The sequence below is a fragment of the Intestinibacillus sp. NTUH-41-i26 genome, assembly GCF_032769475.1.
GTDB classification, from domain to species: Bacteria; Bacillota; Clostridia; order Oscillospirales; family Butyricicoccaceae; genus Agathobaculum; species Agathobaculum ammoniilyticum.
In genome coordinates, this window is sequence record NZ_CP136477.1 from 1,304,667 (window position 1) to 1,319,446 (window position 14,780).

The window sequence follows — 14,780 nt, forward strand, 5'->3', positions numbered from 1 at the left end:
GGACAGCATGCAAAAATATATCCTTTCTGTGACCGTGCAGAATAACGCGGGCGTTCTGGCCCGTGTGTCCAGCCTGTTCGGCCGGCGCGGCTACAACATTGATTCCCTTACCGTGTCCGCGACGACCGACCCCAAGGTTTCCCGCATGTCGATCATCGTGCAGGGCGACGAACCGATTCTGGAGCAGATCATGAAGCAGCTTTCCAAGCTGGAGGAGGTCATCTGCGTCGACCATTTGCAGGAGGAGGACTCCTGCTGTAGCGAGCTGGTGTTCGTCAAGCTGAAGGCCGAGGCGGGCGATGTGCGCGACGCTATCCGGCAGCTTTGCGAGCTGTACGGCGCCGCTATTATCGAATCCACCGAGCGCGCCCTGATTGTTGAGCTTTCCGAGGTACCCAGCCGCATCGACGCGTTCCTGGATGTAATCTCCAACTTCGAGGTGCTGGAGATGAGCCGTTCGGGCGTAACGGCAATCGAAAAATAGTTGAGGGCAGTCTCCCTTTTCTATATGCGCGCCGCAGGCGTAAAATCAATTCGTTTTCCTGATTCATTTTATATAAACTTAGGAGGAAACAAAAATGGTAAAGATGTATTATGATTCGGACTGCAACCTGTCCCTGCTTGACGGCAAGACCGTTGCCATCATCGGCTTTGGCTCCCAGGGTCATGCCCATGCCGAGAACCTGCATGATTCCGGCGTGAACGTCGTCGTCGGCCTGCGTCCGGGCTCCAAGCACGAAGCAAAGGCGAAGGCTGCCGGCCTGACCGTTATGACGCCGGCCGAGGCTGCTGCGGCGGGCGATATCATCATGATGCTCGTTCCGGACGAGAAGCAGGCGGATATCTATAAGGAAGTGATCGAACCCAACCTCAAGCCGGGCAACGTGCTTGCTTTCGCGCACGGCTTCAACATCCATTTCAAGCAGATCGTGCCGCCGGCAGATGTTGACGTAATCATGATCGCGCCGAAGGGTCCCGGCCATACGGTCCGCCGTACCTATGTGGAAGGTTCGGGCGTTCCGGATCTGGTCTGCGTACATCAGGATGCTTCCGGCAAGGCAATGGACATTGCGCTGGCGTATGCCTGCGGCATCGGCGGCGGCCGCGCGGGCATTCTGGAGTCCACGTTCCGTGCTGAGACCGAGACCGACCTGTTCGGTGAGCAGGCCGTGCTCTGCGGCGGCGTCTGCGAGCTGATGAAGGCCGGTTTCGAGACACTGGTCGAGGCGGGCTACGCGCCGGAGAACGCGTATTTCGAGTGCGTACACGAGATGAAGCTGATCGTCGATCTGATCAACGAGGGCGGCTTTGCCAAGATGCGCTACTCGATCTCCGACACTGCGGAATACGGCGATTACCGTACCGGCAAGCGCATCATCACCGAGGAAACCCGCAAGGAGATGAAGAAGATCCTGCGCGAGATTCAGGACGGCACCTTCGCTTCCGAGTGGATTCAGGAGAACCGCGCGGGCGGCCGCGCCCGTTTCCTGGCGAGCCGTCAGGTCGAGGCGGAGAGCCAGCTGGAGGAGACCGGCAAGCAGCTCCGCAGCATGATGAGCTGGCTGAAGAAGTAAAAACTTTGTTTTCGTTTGAAACCACAGTTTCAAGCAAGAGGACGTGCCGCGCGGGGCGCGGACACGTCCGAGGCTGCGAAAAGTTCCAACAAAGCGAAGCTTTTTACAGCTCTTGTGTAAAAAGTCAGGCATTGTTTTTCTGTTACATGCGCGCCGAGGGCGCGTGAAAAGCTGAATGCGCACAGGCGGGCGGGCTTCCGCCCGCCTGTGTTGCAAAAAAGGAGGAAGCCCCCATGTCCAAAAGAAGCGACAACATCACCGCGGGTGCAGAGCGTATGCCAAACCGTTCGCTGCTACGCGCCTGCGGCCTGACCGAAGAGGAGATGAACAAGCCGATCATCGGCATTGTTTCCGCATACAGCGAAATCATCCCCGGCCATATCAATCTTGACAAAATCGCGGATGCCGCCAAGGCGGGCGTCCGTATCGCGGGTGGCACACCTGTACTCGTTCCGGCGATCGGCGTGTGCGATGGTATTGCGATGGGCCACATCGGCATGAAGTATTCGCTACCCAGCCGCGAGCTGATCGCGGACAGCGTGGAGACGTTGGCGCAGGCGCACCAGTTCGACGCGCTCGTGCTGATCCCCAACTGCGACAAGATCGTACCCGGTATGCTGATGGCCGCGGCGCGGCTCAATATCCCGTCTATCATTGTATCCGGCGGGCCGATGCTCGCCGGCCATTACAACGGGGAGGAGATTTCACTCTCCAAGACCTTTGAAACGGTCGGCGCGTACAAGGCCGGCCTGATCGACGACGAAAAGCTCATGGAATGCGAGTGCGGCTCATGCCCGGGCTGCGGCTCATGCTCGGGCATGTACACGGCCAACTCGATGAACTGCCTGTCCGAAGCCATCGGCATGGCGCTGCCCGGCAACGGTACCATCCCAGCTGTGCATGCGGCGCGCATCCATCTGGCCAAGCACGCCGGCATGCAGGTCATGGAGCTGCTGCGCCGTGACATCAAGCCGCGCGACATCCTGACGCCGGCGGCGTTCCGCAATGCGCTGACCTGTGAAATGGCGATCGGCTGCTCGACCAACTCGGTGCTGCACCTGCTCGCGCTGGCGAACGAGGCGGGCGTGCCGCTCGACCTGGCCACGCTCAATGAGCTGTCCGCCAAGGTGCCGAACATCTGCCACCTTGCGCCCGCAGGCCCGCACCACATCGAGGAGCTGTATATGGCGGGCGGTGTGCCGGCTATCATGAAAGAGCTGACCAAACGCGGCCTGCTCGACCTGTCGCTCATCACCGCGACCGGCAGGACAGTGGGTGAGAACCTCGAGGGCGTCGTGAACAAGAACCCCGAGGTCGTGCGTCCGCTGGAAAGCCCGTATTCCGAAACTGGCGGTATTGCCGTTTTGTGGGGCAATATTGCCAAAAATGGCTGCGTGGTCAAGCGCTCCGCAGTCGCGCCCGAGATGATGGTGCATGAAGGCCCTGCGCGCGTGTTCGATTCCGAGGACGACGCGATCCAGGCCATTTACGCGGGTAAGATCCAAAAGGGCGATGTGGTCGTTATCCGCTACGAAGGCCCGAAGGGCGGCCCCGGCATGCGCGAGATGCTCAATCCGACCTCTGCGCTGGCGGGCATGCAGCTTGACAGGGACTGCGCGCTGATTACGGACGGCCGCTTCTCCGGCGCGTCCCGCGGCGCGTCCATCGGCCATGTGTCGCCGGAAGCGGCGGCGGGCGGAGAGATCGCGCTCATTCAGGAGGGCGATACCATCGCCATCGACATTCCGAACAGCAAGGTCAACGTCAAGGTATCCGATGAGGAGCTGGAAGCGCGCCGTGCGAAGTTCGTCCCGCGCGAGCCGAACATCAAGTCCGGCTGGCTCTACCGCTACTCCCGTATGGTCAGCTCCGCCGACCAGGGCGCGGTGCTGCGATAACAGGAAAAGCCCCGAAACCGGTGGTTTCGGGGCTTTTAGTATGCTATTTTTTCGGCGGGGCGGGATTGTTGGTGCGGCCAAGGATGTAGTCAATGCTGGTGTCATAATAATCGGCTAAGATACGGAGTACCGCAGTGGGAATATCCCGTTTTTCCAATTCATAGCGGGAATAAGTGGTTTGCGAGCAGTGGAGCAGATTTGCTAAGGTTTCCTGCTTTATTTGTTTTTCTTCTCGTATTTCTCGTAGACGGTTCATGAATATACACCTCGATTTTCATTATACAACAAACCAAAATGGCATATTGACAAACTGACCATTTTGGCATAAAATAGTTAGTGAGGTGATACATATGGAATCCATAACAGCGCTGCTGTACGACGCGGTCATAAGCGGTCTTAACTATCACGAGACCGAGGTGGAGGACCGCGTTTACCGTCAGATAGACCGCTGGGCGGAAAAGGGCGGACGGAAGAAAAAGCAGTTTCAGAACGACCTGATGGCGCTTTTGACACAGTATCAGGAGCAGAGCTTTGCCCTTGGCCTGAAATGCGGCCTTTTGCTCGCCGAGGAGCAGCTTTTCCGGTAAACCTTGTGGGGGGCGTATAAATCTGGTATAATGGAAGCAGACCAAAAAAAGGACGGTATGATAATATGCTGACAGCTTCCAAGAAGGAATTTATCGAATTCATGATGAGCGCGGACGTGCTTCGCTTCGGTGATTTTACCACCAAGTCCGGCCGTAAAACGCCGTATTTCGTCAACACCGGTAACTATAAGACAGGGCTACAGAATTCCCGCCTGGGCGAGTTTTACGCGGCGCTCGTCAAGGAGACGGTCGGCGGCGATTTCGACGCGATGTTCGGCCCTGCGTACAAGGGCATCCCGCTGGCGACCTCGGTTTCCGGCGCGCTTGCCCGCAATTACGGGATTGATAAGCCCTTTTTCTTCAACCGCAAGGAGGCAAAGGACCACGGCGAGGGCGGCAGCATCGTCGGCTACAAGCCGCAGGACGGGGACCGCGTCATTATCATTGAGGACGTAATTACCGCAGGCACCGCGATCCGCGAAACCATGCCGGTGCTGAAAGGCTGCGCGGATGTGAAGGTGACCGATATGTTCATTTCGGTCAACCGCTGCGAGGTCGGCACGACCCCGGGCAAGACCGCGGTCATGGAAGTTGGCGAGGAGTTCGGCATCAAGGTGCATGCGCTCGTCACTGTGCAGGATATCCGCGAATATCTGGCGGATAAGCAGGAATACGCGCACCTGCTGCCGTTGATGGACGCATATATGGCGCAGTATTGTGTATTCTAAATCCATGGGATTGGAAGCGGAACAAAACAGAAAATATCTGCCCTGGATCTATCTGGGCGTGTTCCTGCTGGTGACAGCCGGCTGCTATGCGGTGCTGCAGTACGTTGTGCCGATGGGGGACGACCTGTTTTACGGCCGGTGGGGCCGGCTGGACGCGGGGGAGCTTCTGGCGCGTATCGTGCAGCATTATCAGACGGCCAACGGGCGTAACCTTGTTCATCTGCTGGACGCGGTCCTGCTGGGTTCGGACGGGCGCGTCGCATTTGCGCGGGTGTTTATCGCGGCCTTACTCGGCACGATCGCGCTCAACCTGACGCGGCTTACGGCGGACGGCTGGAGGCGGACGATCGCCGTCGCGGTGCTGTGCGCGTGCGGCATCTTCTTGCTGCCTGCCGTGCTGACAAGGCAGAGCGTGTACTGGATTACCGGCGCGATGAACTATGTTCTGCCGCTGGCGCTCTTTCTGGAATATTGGGTGCTGTTGCGCGATGCGCTTTCCGGCAGGAGGGGATGGCTGCCTGCGGCAGTGTTCGGGGCGCTCGCGGGTCTGACGGTCGAGCAGGCCAGCATGATGGCGGTCGGGCTGACCGTGCTGCTGGTTGGGGAGCATTGGCTCGTCCGCAGGCAGGGGTTCCCGAAAAAGGCGCTGTGGCCGCTGTTGCTTTCGGCCGCAGGCGCGGCGAGCATTCTGCTTGCCCCGTCGGTCGCCTACCGCGCGTCTATCACGCCGCCGCCGGTTGAGGGCGGCACACTGGCTGTGGTGAAGTATAACGTCCTGCAGCTGCGGCAGACCTTTCTGTTTGGGGATACGCTTTTCCCTATCCACTTCCTGATGCTCACCGCGATACCGCTGTGGCTGCTGCTGCGTGCGGCGCGCCGCCGGAGCGTGCCGGACGGTGTGTTCGCCGTGCTGTCGGTCATTTCGTTTTCCGTGTGGTTCTGGTTGCCGGAACAGGTGCCGGAGCTGCTGTGGAACAGTCCCGAGGTGCCTGCCCGCGTCGCGGCCTATGCGCTGGCGGTGTTGGGAGGCTATCTGTTGTGCGCGTTCTATATTTCCGTCCGCTCCGCGATGGAACAGGAGTGGACGCCGTTGTTCGCCCTGATATTGGGAGTCGGTTCGCAGGTGATGATGCTGGTGTCGCCCACGGTCGGGCCGCGCACTATGCTGTGCGGCGCGGTGATGCTTTTGCTGCTTACCGCCTGCCTGATGCGGGAAGCGCCGTATCTGTACCTGCTGGGCGCGGGCTCCATCCTTGCCTGGCACTGGGGACAGGGGTGGGCGGCGGCTGTTGTGGCCGCGGCCGCGCTGCTGTGGCTGTTGTGCCGGTATTTTCCCGCGCGGGCCGTATGCGTGGCGCTGTGCTGCGTGCCTTTGTTGTTCTGCGCGTGGACGACGCTCAAGGGTCAGCATGACGGGTATCGGGCAAATGCTGCGGTCGATGCGGCGAACCGCCTTGCGATCGCCGCCTATGATGGCAGCGATCGCCTGACGCAGCATCGGTTTGCGAACGACCTGTACGGCTGGGCTATGCCTTATCACAACGATTACTATGACGCGTATTATAAAGAATATTACGGCCTGCCGCGCGAGGTAGAGTTGATATGGGAATAACGCAAAACGGACTGCCCCAAAAGGGCGGTCCGTTTTCTGTGCGCAGATGGGAATTATAAAGACTGCAGGAATTTCCGCATGCGGAAGCAGGCCTCGCGCAGATGGTTCATGGAATAGGAATAGGAGATGCGAACATGCCCATCGCCGCTTTTGCCGAACGCGCTGCCGGGTACAACGGCGACCTGCTGCTCATGAAGCAGACGTTCGCAGAATGCCTCGGAGGAGAGGCCGGTCGAGGCGATGGAAGGGAACGCATAGAACGCCCCCTGCGGCTCAAAGCACGTCAGCCCCATCGAGCGCAGCTCGCCCAACAGGTAGCGGCGGCGGATGTCATACTGCGTGCGCATGCGTTCGATATCGTCCTCGCCGGTTCGGATGGCTTCGATGCCGGCGAACTGCGCCGTGGTCGGCGCGGACATGATGCCGAACTGATGGATTTTGCAGATGTGCCGCATCAGCTCCTTGGGACCCATCGCCCAGCCAAGGCGCCAGCCGGTCATCGCATAGGATTTGGAGAAGCCGTCCACAACGATGGTGCGCTCGCGCATCCCGTCCAGCTCGGCAAAGCAGACGTGCGGCGCGGCGCCGTAGGTCAGGCTGCAGTAAATCTCATCCGAAATGACGATGATATTGGTGTCGCGTAGCACGGCGGCGACGGCCTCCAGTTCGTCCCGCGTCATGATCGCGCCGGTTGGGTTATTGGGATACGGCAGGATCAGCAGCTTGGTGCGCGGCGTGATTGCCGCGCGCAGGCGGTCGGGTGTCAGCTTGAACTGGTCCTTCGCCAGCGTCGGCAGGGGGACAGGGGTGCCGCCAGCCATCTGGGTCAGCGGGGTATAGCAGACGAAGCTGGGCTCGGGGATGAGTACCTCGTCGCCGGGGTTGACCAGCGCGCGGATGGCGTTGTCGATCGCCTCCGAACCGCCGACTGTAACGAGGATCTCCTTGTCCGCGTCATAGCAGAGCTGATATTTGCGGCGGGCCAACCCCGCGATCTGGCTGCGCAGCTCGGCAAGGCCCCAGTTGGAGGTGTAGAACGTCTGTCCCTTTTCCAGGGACTGAATGCCCGCGCGGCGAATCTGCCACGGGGTCTCGAAATCCGGCTCTCCGACGCCGAGCGAGATCGCATCCGGCATGGCTGCCGCTGCGTCAAAAAAGCGGCGGATGCCGGAGGGCTTTACGATCTTGACACGGTCGGAGAGCAGCTGCTCGTAATCTACCATGCCATCATGACCTCTCTTTTATCGCGATCGGAGGGGTCGAATTCTACACCGTAGTCCTTGTATTTCTTGAGGATGAAATGCGTGCCGGTGGACAGGACGTTTTCCATCGGCGCGAGCTGCTCGGAGACAAAGCGCGCAACCTCGCGCATGGTGCGGTCCTTGATGATGACCGTCAGATCGAAGCCGCCCGACATCAGGTAAACGCTTTCTACCTGATGATGGGAATAGATCTGGCGGGCGATCTCGTCGAAGCCCATGCCTTTTTCCGGCGTAATTTTGACCTCAATCAATGCAGTGACGCTTTCCTTGGAGGTCTTGTCCCAGTCGATAACGGTTTTATAACCAAGAATGGTATCGTTTTTTTCAAAGGTGCGGACCGCGTCAACGACCTCTGCTTCGGTCGCGCCTGTCATGGCGGCAAGCTGCGCCGGCGTCAGGCGTGCGTCCTGGCTGAGCAGATCCAGCAATTTTTCAGGGTTTTCCATGATAACGCCCTCCTGTTTCAGATAAAGATTGGGTTTATTATAGCACCAATCCGGCGGCTTGTCCACTGTGTGTACACAGCCCAGGGCGGGAAAGCCGGGCAGACGGCCGGAACAAGGAGGGGAGCGGCGGGGCAGGGCAAGATGATAGCGCCGCCTGCTGCAGACTACAATATTTTGCGGCATACGCGGGATAAGTCTGCAAAATACTGTTGCGGAAACCGGTAAAACGCGGTACAATGATAAGCAGAAAGGTGGTACCCTTTTCCATGGCATTCACAGGCTTTCCTGCCGCGGGCATCGACCTGCTGCAGCTCAACCGTCTGCAAAACAGCAGAGAATTTTACGAATCGCATAAAGAAGAGATCAAACGGCTGGCGATCCAGCCATTTCATGAATTGATCGCGGAGATGACCCCAGCCATGCTGGAGATCGACCCGCTGTTTGTGGTCACGCCCTCGCGCATGGTATCGCGTGTACGGCGCGATACCCGCTATACCAAGGATAAGACGCTTTACCGCGCGAATATGTGGATGTTTTTCCGCCGCCCGCGTCGGGAGCATGAGTCCGTGCCGTGCTATTATTTCGAAATTCATCCGGAGTTCTGGGGCTTTGGCTGCTGGGGCGCTTGGGGGAAAGGCGAGATGGAGGCGCTGCGTGAGATGATTCTGAAAGAGGATAAGCTGTTTCTGGAGGCGTATGAAGCGGTCCGCGCCTGCCCGCAGGTGCGGCTGGATGGGGAATTGTATAAGCGTCCGAAATTTCCGGATGCAAAGCCCGCCTACCAGACCTGGTTGAACCGGAAAGAGATTGGTGTGGACTTTCGGGAAACAAACGACTTCTCCCCCGTGTTGGACGGGGCGTTTGTCGGGCCGATGGTGGATACCATGCGCCGGCTCGCGCCGCTGTACCGTTTCCTGCTCGCAGCAAAGGAAAGAGCGGGCGCCGCACCGCGGGAGGCGCTCGAATGAGGTATGTTGCGCTCGATTTTGAAACAGGAAACGCTTCCCCGCTCAGCGCCTGCGCGCTTGGCGTGGCGGTGTTTGAGGATCGCAGCCTGATCCGTGAGCAGGTATCGCTTATCAAGCCGCCCGCTTGCGTTGGGAAGTTCCACTGGGGCAATGTCAGGGTCAACCATATCAAGGAACGCATGGTGGCAGACGCGCCGGCGTTTGATATGGTTTGGAACACAGTGGCGCAGGAGGCGGAGGGTAGTGTTCTGGTCTGCCATAACGCGATGTTTGATACGGCGGTGCTGTGCGCATGCCTGAGCCATTACCAGCTGTCGGCGCCGGAGTGCCGCTATATCTGTACGGTAAAGGTGGCCCGGCGCGTATGGCCGGCGCTGAAAAATCATAAACTGGATACGGTATCCGCAGCGCTCGGTATTGAGCTGAATCATCACGAGGCATGCTCGGATGCACGGGCGGCCGGCTGGATTCTGCAGGCGGCGCTGCAGGAAACGGGGAGCACGGACGCGGATGCGCTCGCGGCGAAGATCGGGATGCGGCTGGGCCGGATCTCGTCCATGGGGACGACGCCCTGCAGCATCGCAAAGGATATACGAATCGAAAATACGGTGTGACCGGTTTCACATATTTGTCAAAAGGAGAGAAAAGCTATGAAAAATTATCTGGATTCCATCGACCGTGAGGCGTTGCGCAGCCGCGCCAATCAGGTGCTTGGCTATGCGAACGATGCGCGCGACTGTGCGGCCCGTTGGACGGACCACGCGGTGTCCAAGGCGCAGGGGTTCTCGATGTTTGATTTCGCGGTATTCAAGATCTGCATGCTGTCGTTCGGGCTGTGGCTCGGTGCCTGCTTTGCAAAGTTCTTCAAAAAGTTTCGGGGTGTCTTGTTCGTCGCGTTTGCTGCGACCTGGATGTACTTGTTCTGGCGTATTTTCTTTGATGATGAAGAATAACCAGCGGCCGGAAGGATAGGAGAGGAGCGTGTCCGTGCAGGAACCAACAGAACATCATAGGACGGAAGCGCAGAATCAGCCCCACTATTTCCAGTGGGGCTTAACGGCGTTCTGCGTGATCGTTTCCAGTGTGCTTGTTTTTTATTTTCTAGGCTGGCTGCCGATCATCTGGCGCATGATCAAAAAGCTGCTCGGCATTCTGAGCCCGTTTATCTACGGCTTTGTGATGGCATACCTTCTGATGCCGGTATTCAACGGTCTGTACCGCGTGCTGCAGCCCAAGCTGGCGCAGCGGATGAAACGGGGGACGCAGATCGCCAAGGGGCTTTGCAGCATCCTGTCCCTGCTGATTGGTCTTGCGGTCGTGGGCGTGCTGCTGTGGATGGTGCTGCCGCAGCTGATCGTAAGCGTGTTCTCCCTGCTGGAATCCATGGATACCTATCTGGACGAGATATCAACTTGGGTCGCGTCGCTGCTGAAAGACAATCCGGTGATCGAACGGAATTTTCTACAGTTGTATGAGCAGTTCTCCACACAGGTCGTCGACTGGGTGCAGAACAGCGCGCTGCCGCAGCTAGTCGCGCTGATGACCGGCGTTGTAACGACGGTTTCCGTCCTGTTCGACCTGCTGATCGGCATTATCATCGCGCTTTATATCCTCAACAGCAAGGATACCTTTTGCGCGCAGGCTAAAAAGACGCTGTACAGCCTGTTTTCCATCCAGCGTGCCAACCGTATCATCAAGCGTGTTGCTTATATCCACCGTGTATTCGGCGGGTTCATCACCGGCAAGCTGATTGATTCGCTCATCATCGGCCTGCTGTGCTTTGCTGGGCTGCGCATCCTGATGGGTTTCGGGCTGATGACGATGGACCAGTCGTATGCGCTCCTGATTTCGGTCATTATCGGCGTGACCAATATCATCCCGTTTTTTGGCCCGTTTATCGGGGCGGTGCCGAGTACCATCCTGATCATGGTCATCAGTCCGGTGCAGGCGGTATATTTTGTGCTGTTCATCCTGGCGCTCCAGCAGTTTGACGGGAATATCCTGGGGCCGAAAATACTGGGCAATTCCACTGGCCTGTCGAGCTTCTGGGTCATGTTTGCGATCCTTGTGTTCGGCGGTGTGTTCGGCTTTGTGGGGATGGCGGTCGGCGTGCCGCTGTTCGCCGTACTGTATACGATGGCGACCGAGGCGGTCAATAACCTGTTGAGAAAACGCGGCCTTTCGGTTGACACCAATGCTTACCGTGGGCCAAAACGTCTCGATCCGGAAACGCGGGCGTTTGTCGAGATCAGGGAGGAGGCCCCGCCGGTCAGCGCAAAGGAGCGGCGGGAAGCCGCACAGAAAGCGCGTGCGCAGGCGCAAAAGGAAAACGAAAAGGACTGACCGGCTGGTCAGTCCTTTTTTGCTTGATGTTTGCCGTGCGGTGTCGGGTTATTTCAGGCCGGCGGTGATGATCGCCATCTGATAGACCTCATCCGCGTTACAGCCGCGGGACAGATCGTTGATCGGCGCGTTCAGACCCTGCAGAATCGGGCCGTAGGCCTCGAAGCCGCCCAGACGCTGGGCGATTTTGTAGCCAATGTTGCCCGCGTTGATATCAGGGAAAATAAAGGTGTTGGCCTGGCCGGCAACCGGAGAGCCCTTGCACTTGGTCGCCGCAACGACAGGGGAGAACGCGGCGTCGAACTGCAGCTCGCCGTCTACCGCGAGATCAGGCGCAGCCGCTTTAGTTTTTTCGGTTGCATTCTTCATCATATCAACCGTTTCGCCCTTGCCGGAGCCTTTGGTCGAGTAGGATAGCATGGCCACCTTGGGGTCGATACCGAACGCCTTGGCGGTTTTTGCAGTTTCAATGGCGATTTCCATCAGATCGTCCTCGCTCGGATTGATATTGATCGCGCAGTCGCCCATCGCGTACAACTCGTCGCCGCCATCCTTGCCGTCGCGGCGCAGGATGAAGCAGGAGGATACGATCTTGTTGCCCGGCTTGGTCTTGATGATCTGCAGAGCGGGGCGGACGGTGTCCGCAGTCGAATAAGTAGCGCCGCCGAGCAGGGCGTCTGCCTTGCCCAGCTTGACCAGCATGGTGCCGAAATAATTGCCCTTGGAAAGCGCTGCGCGGCACTGCTCCTCGGTCATCTTGCCCTTGCGCAGCTCGACCATCCTGGCGACCATCGCGTCCATTTCCGGATAAGCCGCAGGGTCGATGATTTCCATGCCCTCGATGTCAAAACCGCCTGCGGCAGCGGCGGACTTGACTTCGTCCACATTGCCGACCAGGATAGAATCCAGCAGGCCGTCTTTCTTCAGGCGGGAGGCGGCTTCCAGAATGCGGGGGTCCGGCCCCTCGGTGAATACGATTTTACGCTTGTCGGCCTTGAGCGTGGCAATCAGATTTTCAAACATGATGCATTCTCCTCTAAATTTTTGTTCGTCTGTCAAACAGTTCCGATACCTCATTATACACCCAATGCTGATACTTCTACAAGTGTTATTTTGGGTATATTTTGGTTACTTTGTGGAGCGGTTTGGAAGAGCGTCCGAACGGTTGCAAAAGGGCAAACCTGGGCAGAATAAAGGGGAAAGGAGGTGGTCCGCATGCGCGTGGTGCGTTATTTGAACGGGAAGCGGCTTCACGGTGTGCTGCCGCCGCTGCTGCTTGACCAGGAAGGGATCGGCATGCTGCTGCGCGAGGCGCGCTTCCGGCAGGAACTTCCGTTGCCGGAGCCGCCGCCCTCTGCTATACTGGAAGCGGAGGAACGCGGTCTTGGAAAGGATATTTCATGAAACACACCGCATTATATCTGCGCGTATCGACCGAAGCACAGGCGGACGAAGGATACTCGCTCGCGGCGCAGGCCGAAAAACTGGAAGCGTACTGCCGGATGAAAGGGATCACCCGCTTCCGTCGGTATGTGGACGGCGGTTTTTCCGGCTCAAACCTGACACGGCCGGCCGTTACCGAGTTGGTGGAGGAAATCCGCGCCGGCGCGGTCGAGCGCGTCGTTGTCTACAAGCTTGACCGCCTGAGCCGAAGCCAGAAAGACACGCTTTACCTGATTGAGGACGTTTTTCTGCCACATGGGGTGGACTTTGTATCGATCAATGAAAATATTGATACCGGCAGTCCGTATGGGCGCGCGATGATCGGTATTCTGTCCGCATTTGCTCAGCTCGAACGAGAGAACATCTTTCTGCGCACCCGTATGGGCATGGTCGAGCGCGTCAAGCAGGGCTTCTGGCCGGGCGGCGGCAAAATACCGTTTGGATATGATTACGACGCGGGGAAGGGCATCCTGGTTCCCAACAGCGATGCGGATACCGTACGTGAGATCTACGCGCGGTATCTGGAGGGCCAGTCGGCCGGACGCATCGCGCGCGAGTTGGGGCTGAAATACGAGCATCTGGTGCGGCAGATATTGGATCGGGAGAGCAACACAGGCGTGATCGTCTATAAAGGCGAGCGCTACGCGGGGCGGCATGAGCCGCTTATTGACCGCGAAACCTTTGCGCGAGCGCAGCGCCGGCTGCACCGCCCCAACCGGCCGCGCGCTGCGGGGGCGGGCAAGCTGCTGGCCGGCCTACTGGTCTGCGGACACTGCGGCGCTAAAATGCGCTATCAGAAATGGGGCAACGCGGGGGATAAGCTGGTCTGCTACTCACGGGATAAGTCCAAGCCCCATCTGGTGCATGATGCCGCCTGTCCGAATCGGGGGGTGATGGCGCGCGAGGTGGAGGCGATTGTCATACGCGATCTGGCGAGGCTGTCCGCGCAGCCGTCGGTGCCACGCCAACGGCAGGGGGATGCGGCAGAGTGCCGCCGGACGCTGGAGCGGGTCCAGCGCAAGCTGCGCCGCCTGTACGAGCTGTATGCCGACGCGGAGGACGATACGCTGCGCGAATCGATCGAGCGCGTCAAAAAAGAGCGGGAACGGGCCGAGCAGGCGCTTTCCGCCGCGCAGCGGCAGGAGCAGCGGCGGGAGGATGAGGAAGCGCGGCGGGCGTTATATACCATCGGCGCCTGTTGGGACAGCCTGGCCGGTGAGGAGCGGCAGGCGCTGATACGCGCCTGCGTGGAAAAGATCGTGCTGCAAAACGGCAAGGTCGAAATATATTATGCCATTGAGGGCGCCAGCGGATACGGAACGGTAGCGGGATAGCTGTTTTCTCCTTTGTACGTTCATGCCGATGATTATAGGGGAAATCCGGCGCTACCTGCGGGACAACAGCGCGCTGCGGGTATCCCGCAGCCTTCGGGATACCGCCTATAAGGCGTTGCAGGCCAAGGAAGCCTTCATGCGCGAGCACCAGCGCGAGCCGGATATCGTGGAGCTGGCCAAGGCGATGGACGTACCCAAGGAGGAGGTGGTATTCGCGCTTGACGCGATTCTTGATCCGGTGTCCCTGTTTGAGCCGGTTTTTCATGACGGCGCGGACACGGTATGTGTGATGGACCAGGTGGGAGACAATAAAAATACCGATGAGAACTGGCTCGCCCGCATCGCGCTGCGCGAAGCGATCGACAGCCTGAGTGAGCGGGAGAAACGCATCATCCGGCTGCGCTTTTTCGAGGGGCGGACGCAGATGGAGGTGGCGGAGGAGATCCACATTTCGCAGGCGCAGGTATCCCGTCTGGAAAAGGGAGCGCTTGACCACATTAGGAAGCAGATCTAGCAAAAACGATGGGAAGGCGCGCCGCGGTTCCAAAGCGGCGTCCGGTAGGAAAAGAACACGGCACAGCTTTA

Annotated in this window: 16 protein-coding genes and 1 pseudogene; 13 read left to right on the top strand and 4 right to left on the bottom strand. The window is 58.8% G+C overall.

The window, feature by feature from the left end; translation table 11 throughout:
- Positions 1-7: 7 nt before the first annotated feature.
- The 3 genes from ilvN to ilvD all read left to right on the top strand — a co-directional run bounded on the left by ilvN (position 8) and on the right by ilvD (position 3,472).
- The gene (gene ilvN, locus RX717_RS06670; protein WP_054326211.1) at positions 8-484 is read left to right on the top strand and encodes an acetolactate synthase small subunit; all 477 of its coding nucleotides are present in this window, start codon (positions 8-10) and stop codon (positions 482-484) included.
- Positions 485-578: 94 nt separating this feature from the next.
- Complete coding sequence (gene ilvC, locus RX717_RS06675; RefSeq protein ID WP_054326212.1) at positions 579-1,574, top strand: ketol-acid reductoisomerase; 996 nt, start codon at positions 579-581, stop codon at positions 1,572-1,574.
- A 233-nt stretch (positions 1,575-1,807) separates the two neighbouring features.
- Positions 1,808-3,472, top strand: coding sequence for a dihydroxy-acid dehydratase (gene ilvD / locus RX717_RS06680; protein ID WP_054326213.1), 1,665 nt, complete (start codon positions 1,808-1,810; stop codon positions 3,470-3,472).
- 43 nt (positions 3,473-3,515) lie between these two features.
- On the opposite strand, the gene RX717_RS06685 is transcribed toward ilvD, so the two are convergent.
- Positions 3,516-3,728 carry a helix-turn-helix domain-containing protein gene (locus RX717_RS06685; protein ID WP_082396752.1) on the bottom strand — a complete coding sequence of 71 codons (213 nt, stop codon included), beginning with the start codon at positions 3,726-3,728 and terminating at the stop codon, positions 3,516-3,518.
- 94 nt (positions 3,729-3,822) lie between these two features.
- Here RX717_RS06685 and RX717_RS06690 point away from each other — a divergent pair, with 94 nt between their 5' ends.
- The 3 genes from RX717_RS06690 to RX717_RS06700 all read left to right on the top strand — a co-directional run bounded on the left by RX717_RS06690 (position 3,823) and on the right by RX717_RS06700 (position 6,399).
- Complete coding sequence (locus tag RX717_RS06690; RefSeq protein ID WP_054326214.1) at positions 3,823-4,059, top strand: hypothetical protein; 237 nt, start codon at positions 3,823-3,825, stop codon at positions 4,057-4,059.
- A 65-nt stretch (positions 4,060-4,124) separates the two neighbouring features.
- Positions 4,125-4,787 (top strand): orotate phosphoribosyltransferase, encoded by a 663-nt coding sequence (gene pyrE, locus RX717_RS06695; RefSeq protein WP_054326215.1) that lies wholly within the window; start codon positions 4,125-4,127, stop codon positions 4,785-4,787.
- Positions 4,777-6,399: a DUF6056 family protein gene (locus RX717_RS06700; protein ID WP_316960629.1), complete on the top strand. Its 1,623-nt coding sequence runs from the start codon at positions 4,777-4,779 to the stop codon at positions 6,397-6,399. The genes pyrE and RX717_RS06700 overlap by 11 nt, the downstream gene beginning before the upstream one ends.
- A 53-nt stretch (positions 6,400-6,452) precedes the next feature.
- On the opposite strand, the gene RX717_RS06705 is transcribed toward RX717_RS06700, so the two are convergent.
- Both RX717_RS06705 and RX717_RS06710 read right to left on the bottom strand, forming a co-directional pair.
- Positions 6,453-7,622 carry a pyridoxal phosphate-dependent aminotransferase gene (locus tag RX717_RS06705; RefSeq protein WP_054326217.1) on the bottom strand — a complete coding sequence of 390 codons (1,170 nt, stop codon included), beginning with the start codon at positions 7,620-7,622 and terminating at the stop codon, positions 6,453-6,455.
- Positions 7,616-8,107: an Lrp/AsnC family transcriptional regulator gene (locus RX717_RS06710; protein ID WP_107630632.1), complete on the bottom strand. Its 492-nt coding sequence runs from the start codon at positions 8,105-8,107 to the stop codon at positions 7,616-7,618. Before RX717_RS06710 ends, RX717_RS06705 begins: the two co-directional genes overlap by 7 nt.
- 266 nt (positions 8,108-8,373) lie before the next feature.
- Here RX717_RS06710 and RX717_RS06715 point away from each other — a divergent pair, with 266 nt between their 5' ends.
- From RX717_RS06715 to RX717_RS06730, 4 genes are read left to right on the top strand one after another with little or no spacing between them, the layout of a single operon-like run.
- The gene (locus RX717_RS06715) at positions 8,374-9,075 is read left to right on the top strand and encodes a DUF2461 domain-containing protein (protein WP_159068034.1); all 702 of its coding nucleotides are present in this window, start codon (positions 8,374-8,376) and stop codon (positions 9,073-9,075) included.
- Positions 9,072-9,689 (top strand): 3'-5' exonuclease, encoded by a 618-nt coding sequence (locus tag RX717_RS06720; RefSeq protein ID WP_107630630.1) that lies wholly within the window; start codon positions 9,072-9,074, stop codon positions 9,687-9,689. The genes RX717_RS06715 and RX717_RS06720 overlap by 4 nt, the downstream gene beginning before the upstream one ends.
- Positions 9,690-9,725: 36 nt before the next feature.
- Positions 9,726-10,028 carry a hypothetical protein gene (locus tag RX717_RS06725; RefSeq protein WP_054326220.1) on the top strand — a complete coding sequence of 101 codons (303 nt, stop codon included), beginning with the start codon at positions 9,726-9,728 and terminating at the stop codon, positions 10,026-10,028.
- Positions 10,029-10,062: 34 nt separating this feature from the next.
- Positions 10,063-11,418, top strand: a complete 1,356-nt coding sequence (locus RX717_RS06730; protein WP_159068033.1) for an AI-2E family transporter — start codon at positions 10,063-10,065, stop codon at positions 11,416-11,418.
- Between the two features lie 48 nt (positions 11,419-11,466).
- On the opposite strand, the gene pta is transcribed toward RX717_RS06730, so the two are convergent.
- Positions 11,467-12,441 carry a phosphate acetyltransferase gene (gene pta, locus RX717_RS06735; RefSeq protein WP_054326222.1) on the bottom strand — a complete coding sequence of 325 codons (975 nt, stop codon included), beginning with the start codon at positions 12,439-12,441 and terminating at the stop codon, positions 11,467-11,469.
- A gap of 192 nt (positions 12,442-12,633) precedes the next feature.
- On the opposite strand from pta, the gene RX717_RS06740 reads away from it, so the two are divergent.
- From RX717_RS06740 to RX717_RS06750, 3 genes and pseudogenes are all read left to right on the top strand, one after another.
- Positions 12,634-12,822 (top strand): hypothetical protein, encoded by a 189-nt coding sequence (locus RX717_RS06740; protein ID WP_054326223.1) that lies wholly within the window; start codon positions 12,634-12,636, stop codon positions 12,820-12,822.
- Positions 12,819-14,195, top strand: coding sequence for a recombinase family protein (locus RX717_RS06745; protein ID WP_107630628.1), 1,377 nt, complete (start codon positions 12,819-12,821; stop codon positions 14,193-14,195). The genes RX717_RS06740 and RX717_RS06745 overlap by 4 nt, the downstream gene beginning before the upstream one ends.
- A 22-nt stretch (positions 14,196-14,217) precedes the next feature.
- A pseudogene (locus RX717_RS06750) lies at positions 14,218-14,709 on the top strand (sigma-70 family RNA polymerase sigma factor); the annotation flags it as partial.
- Between the last annotated feature and the right edge of the window lie 71 nt (positions 14,710-14,780).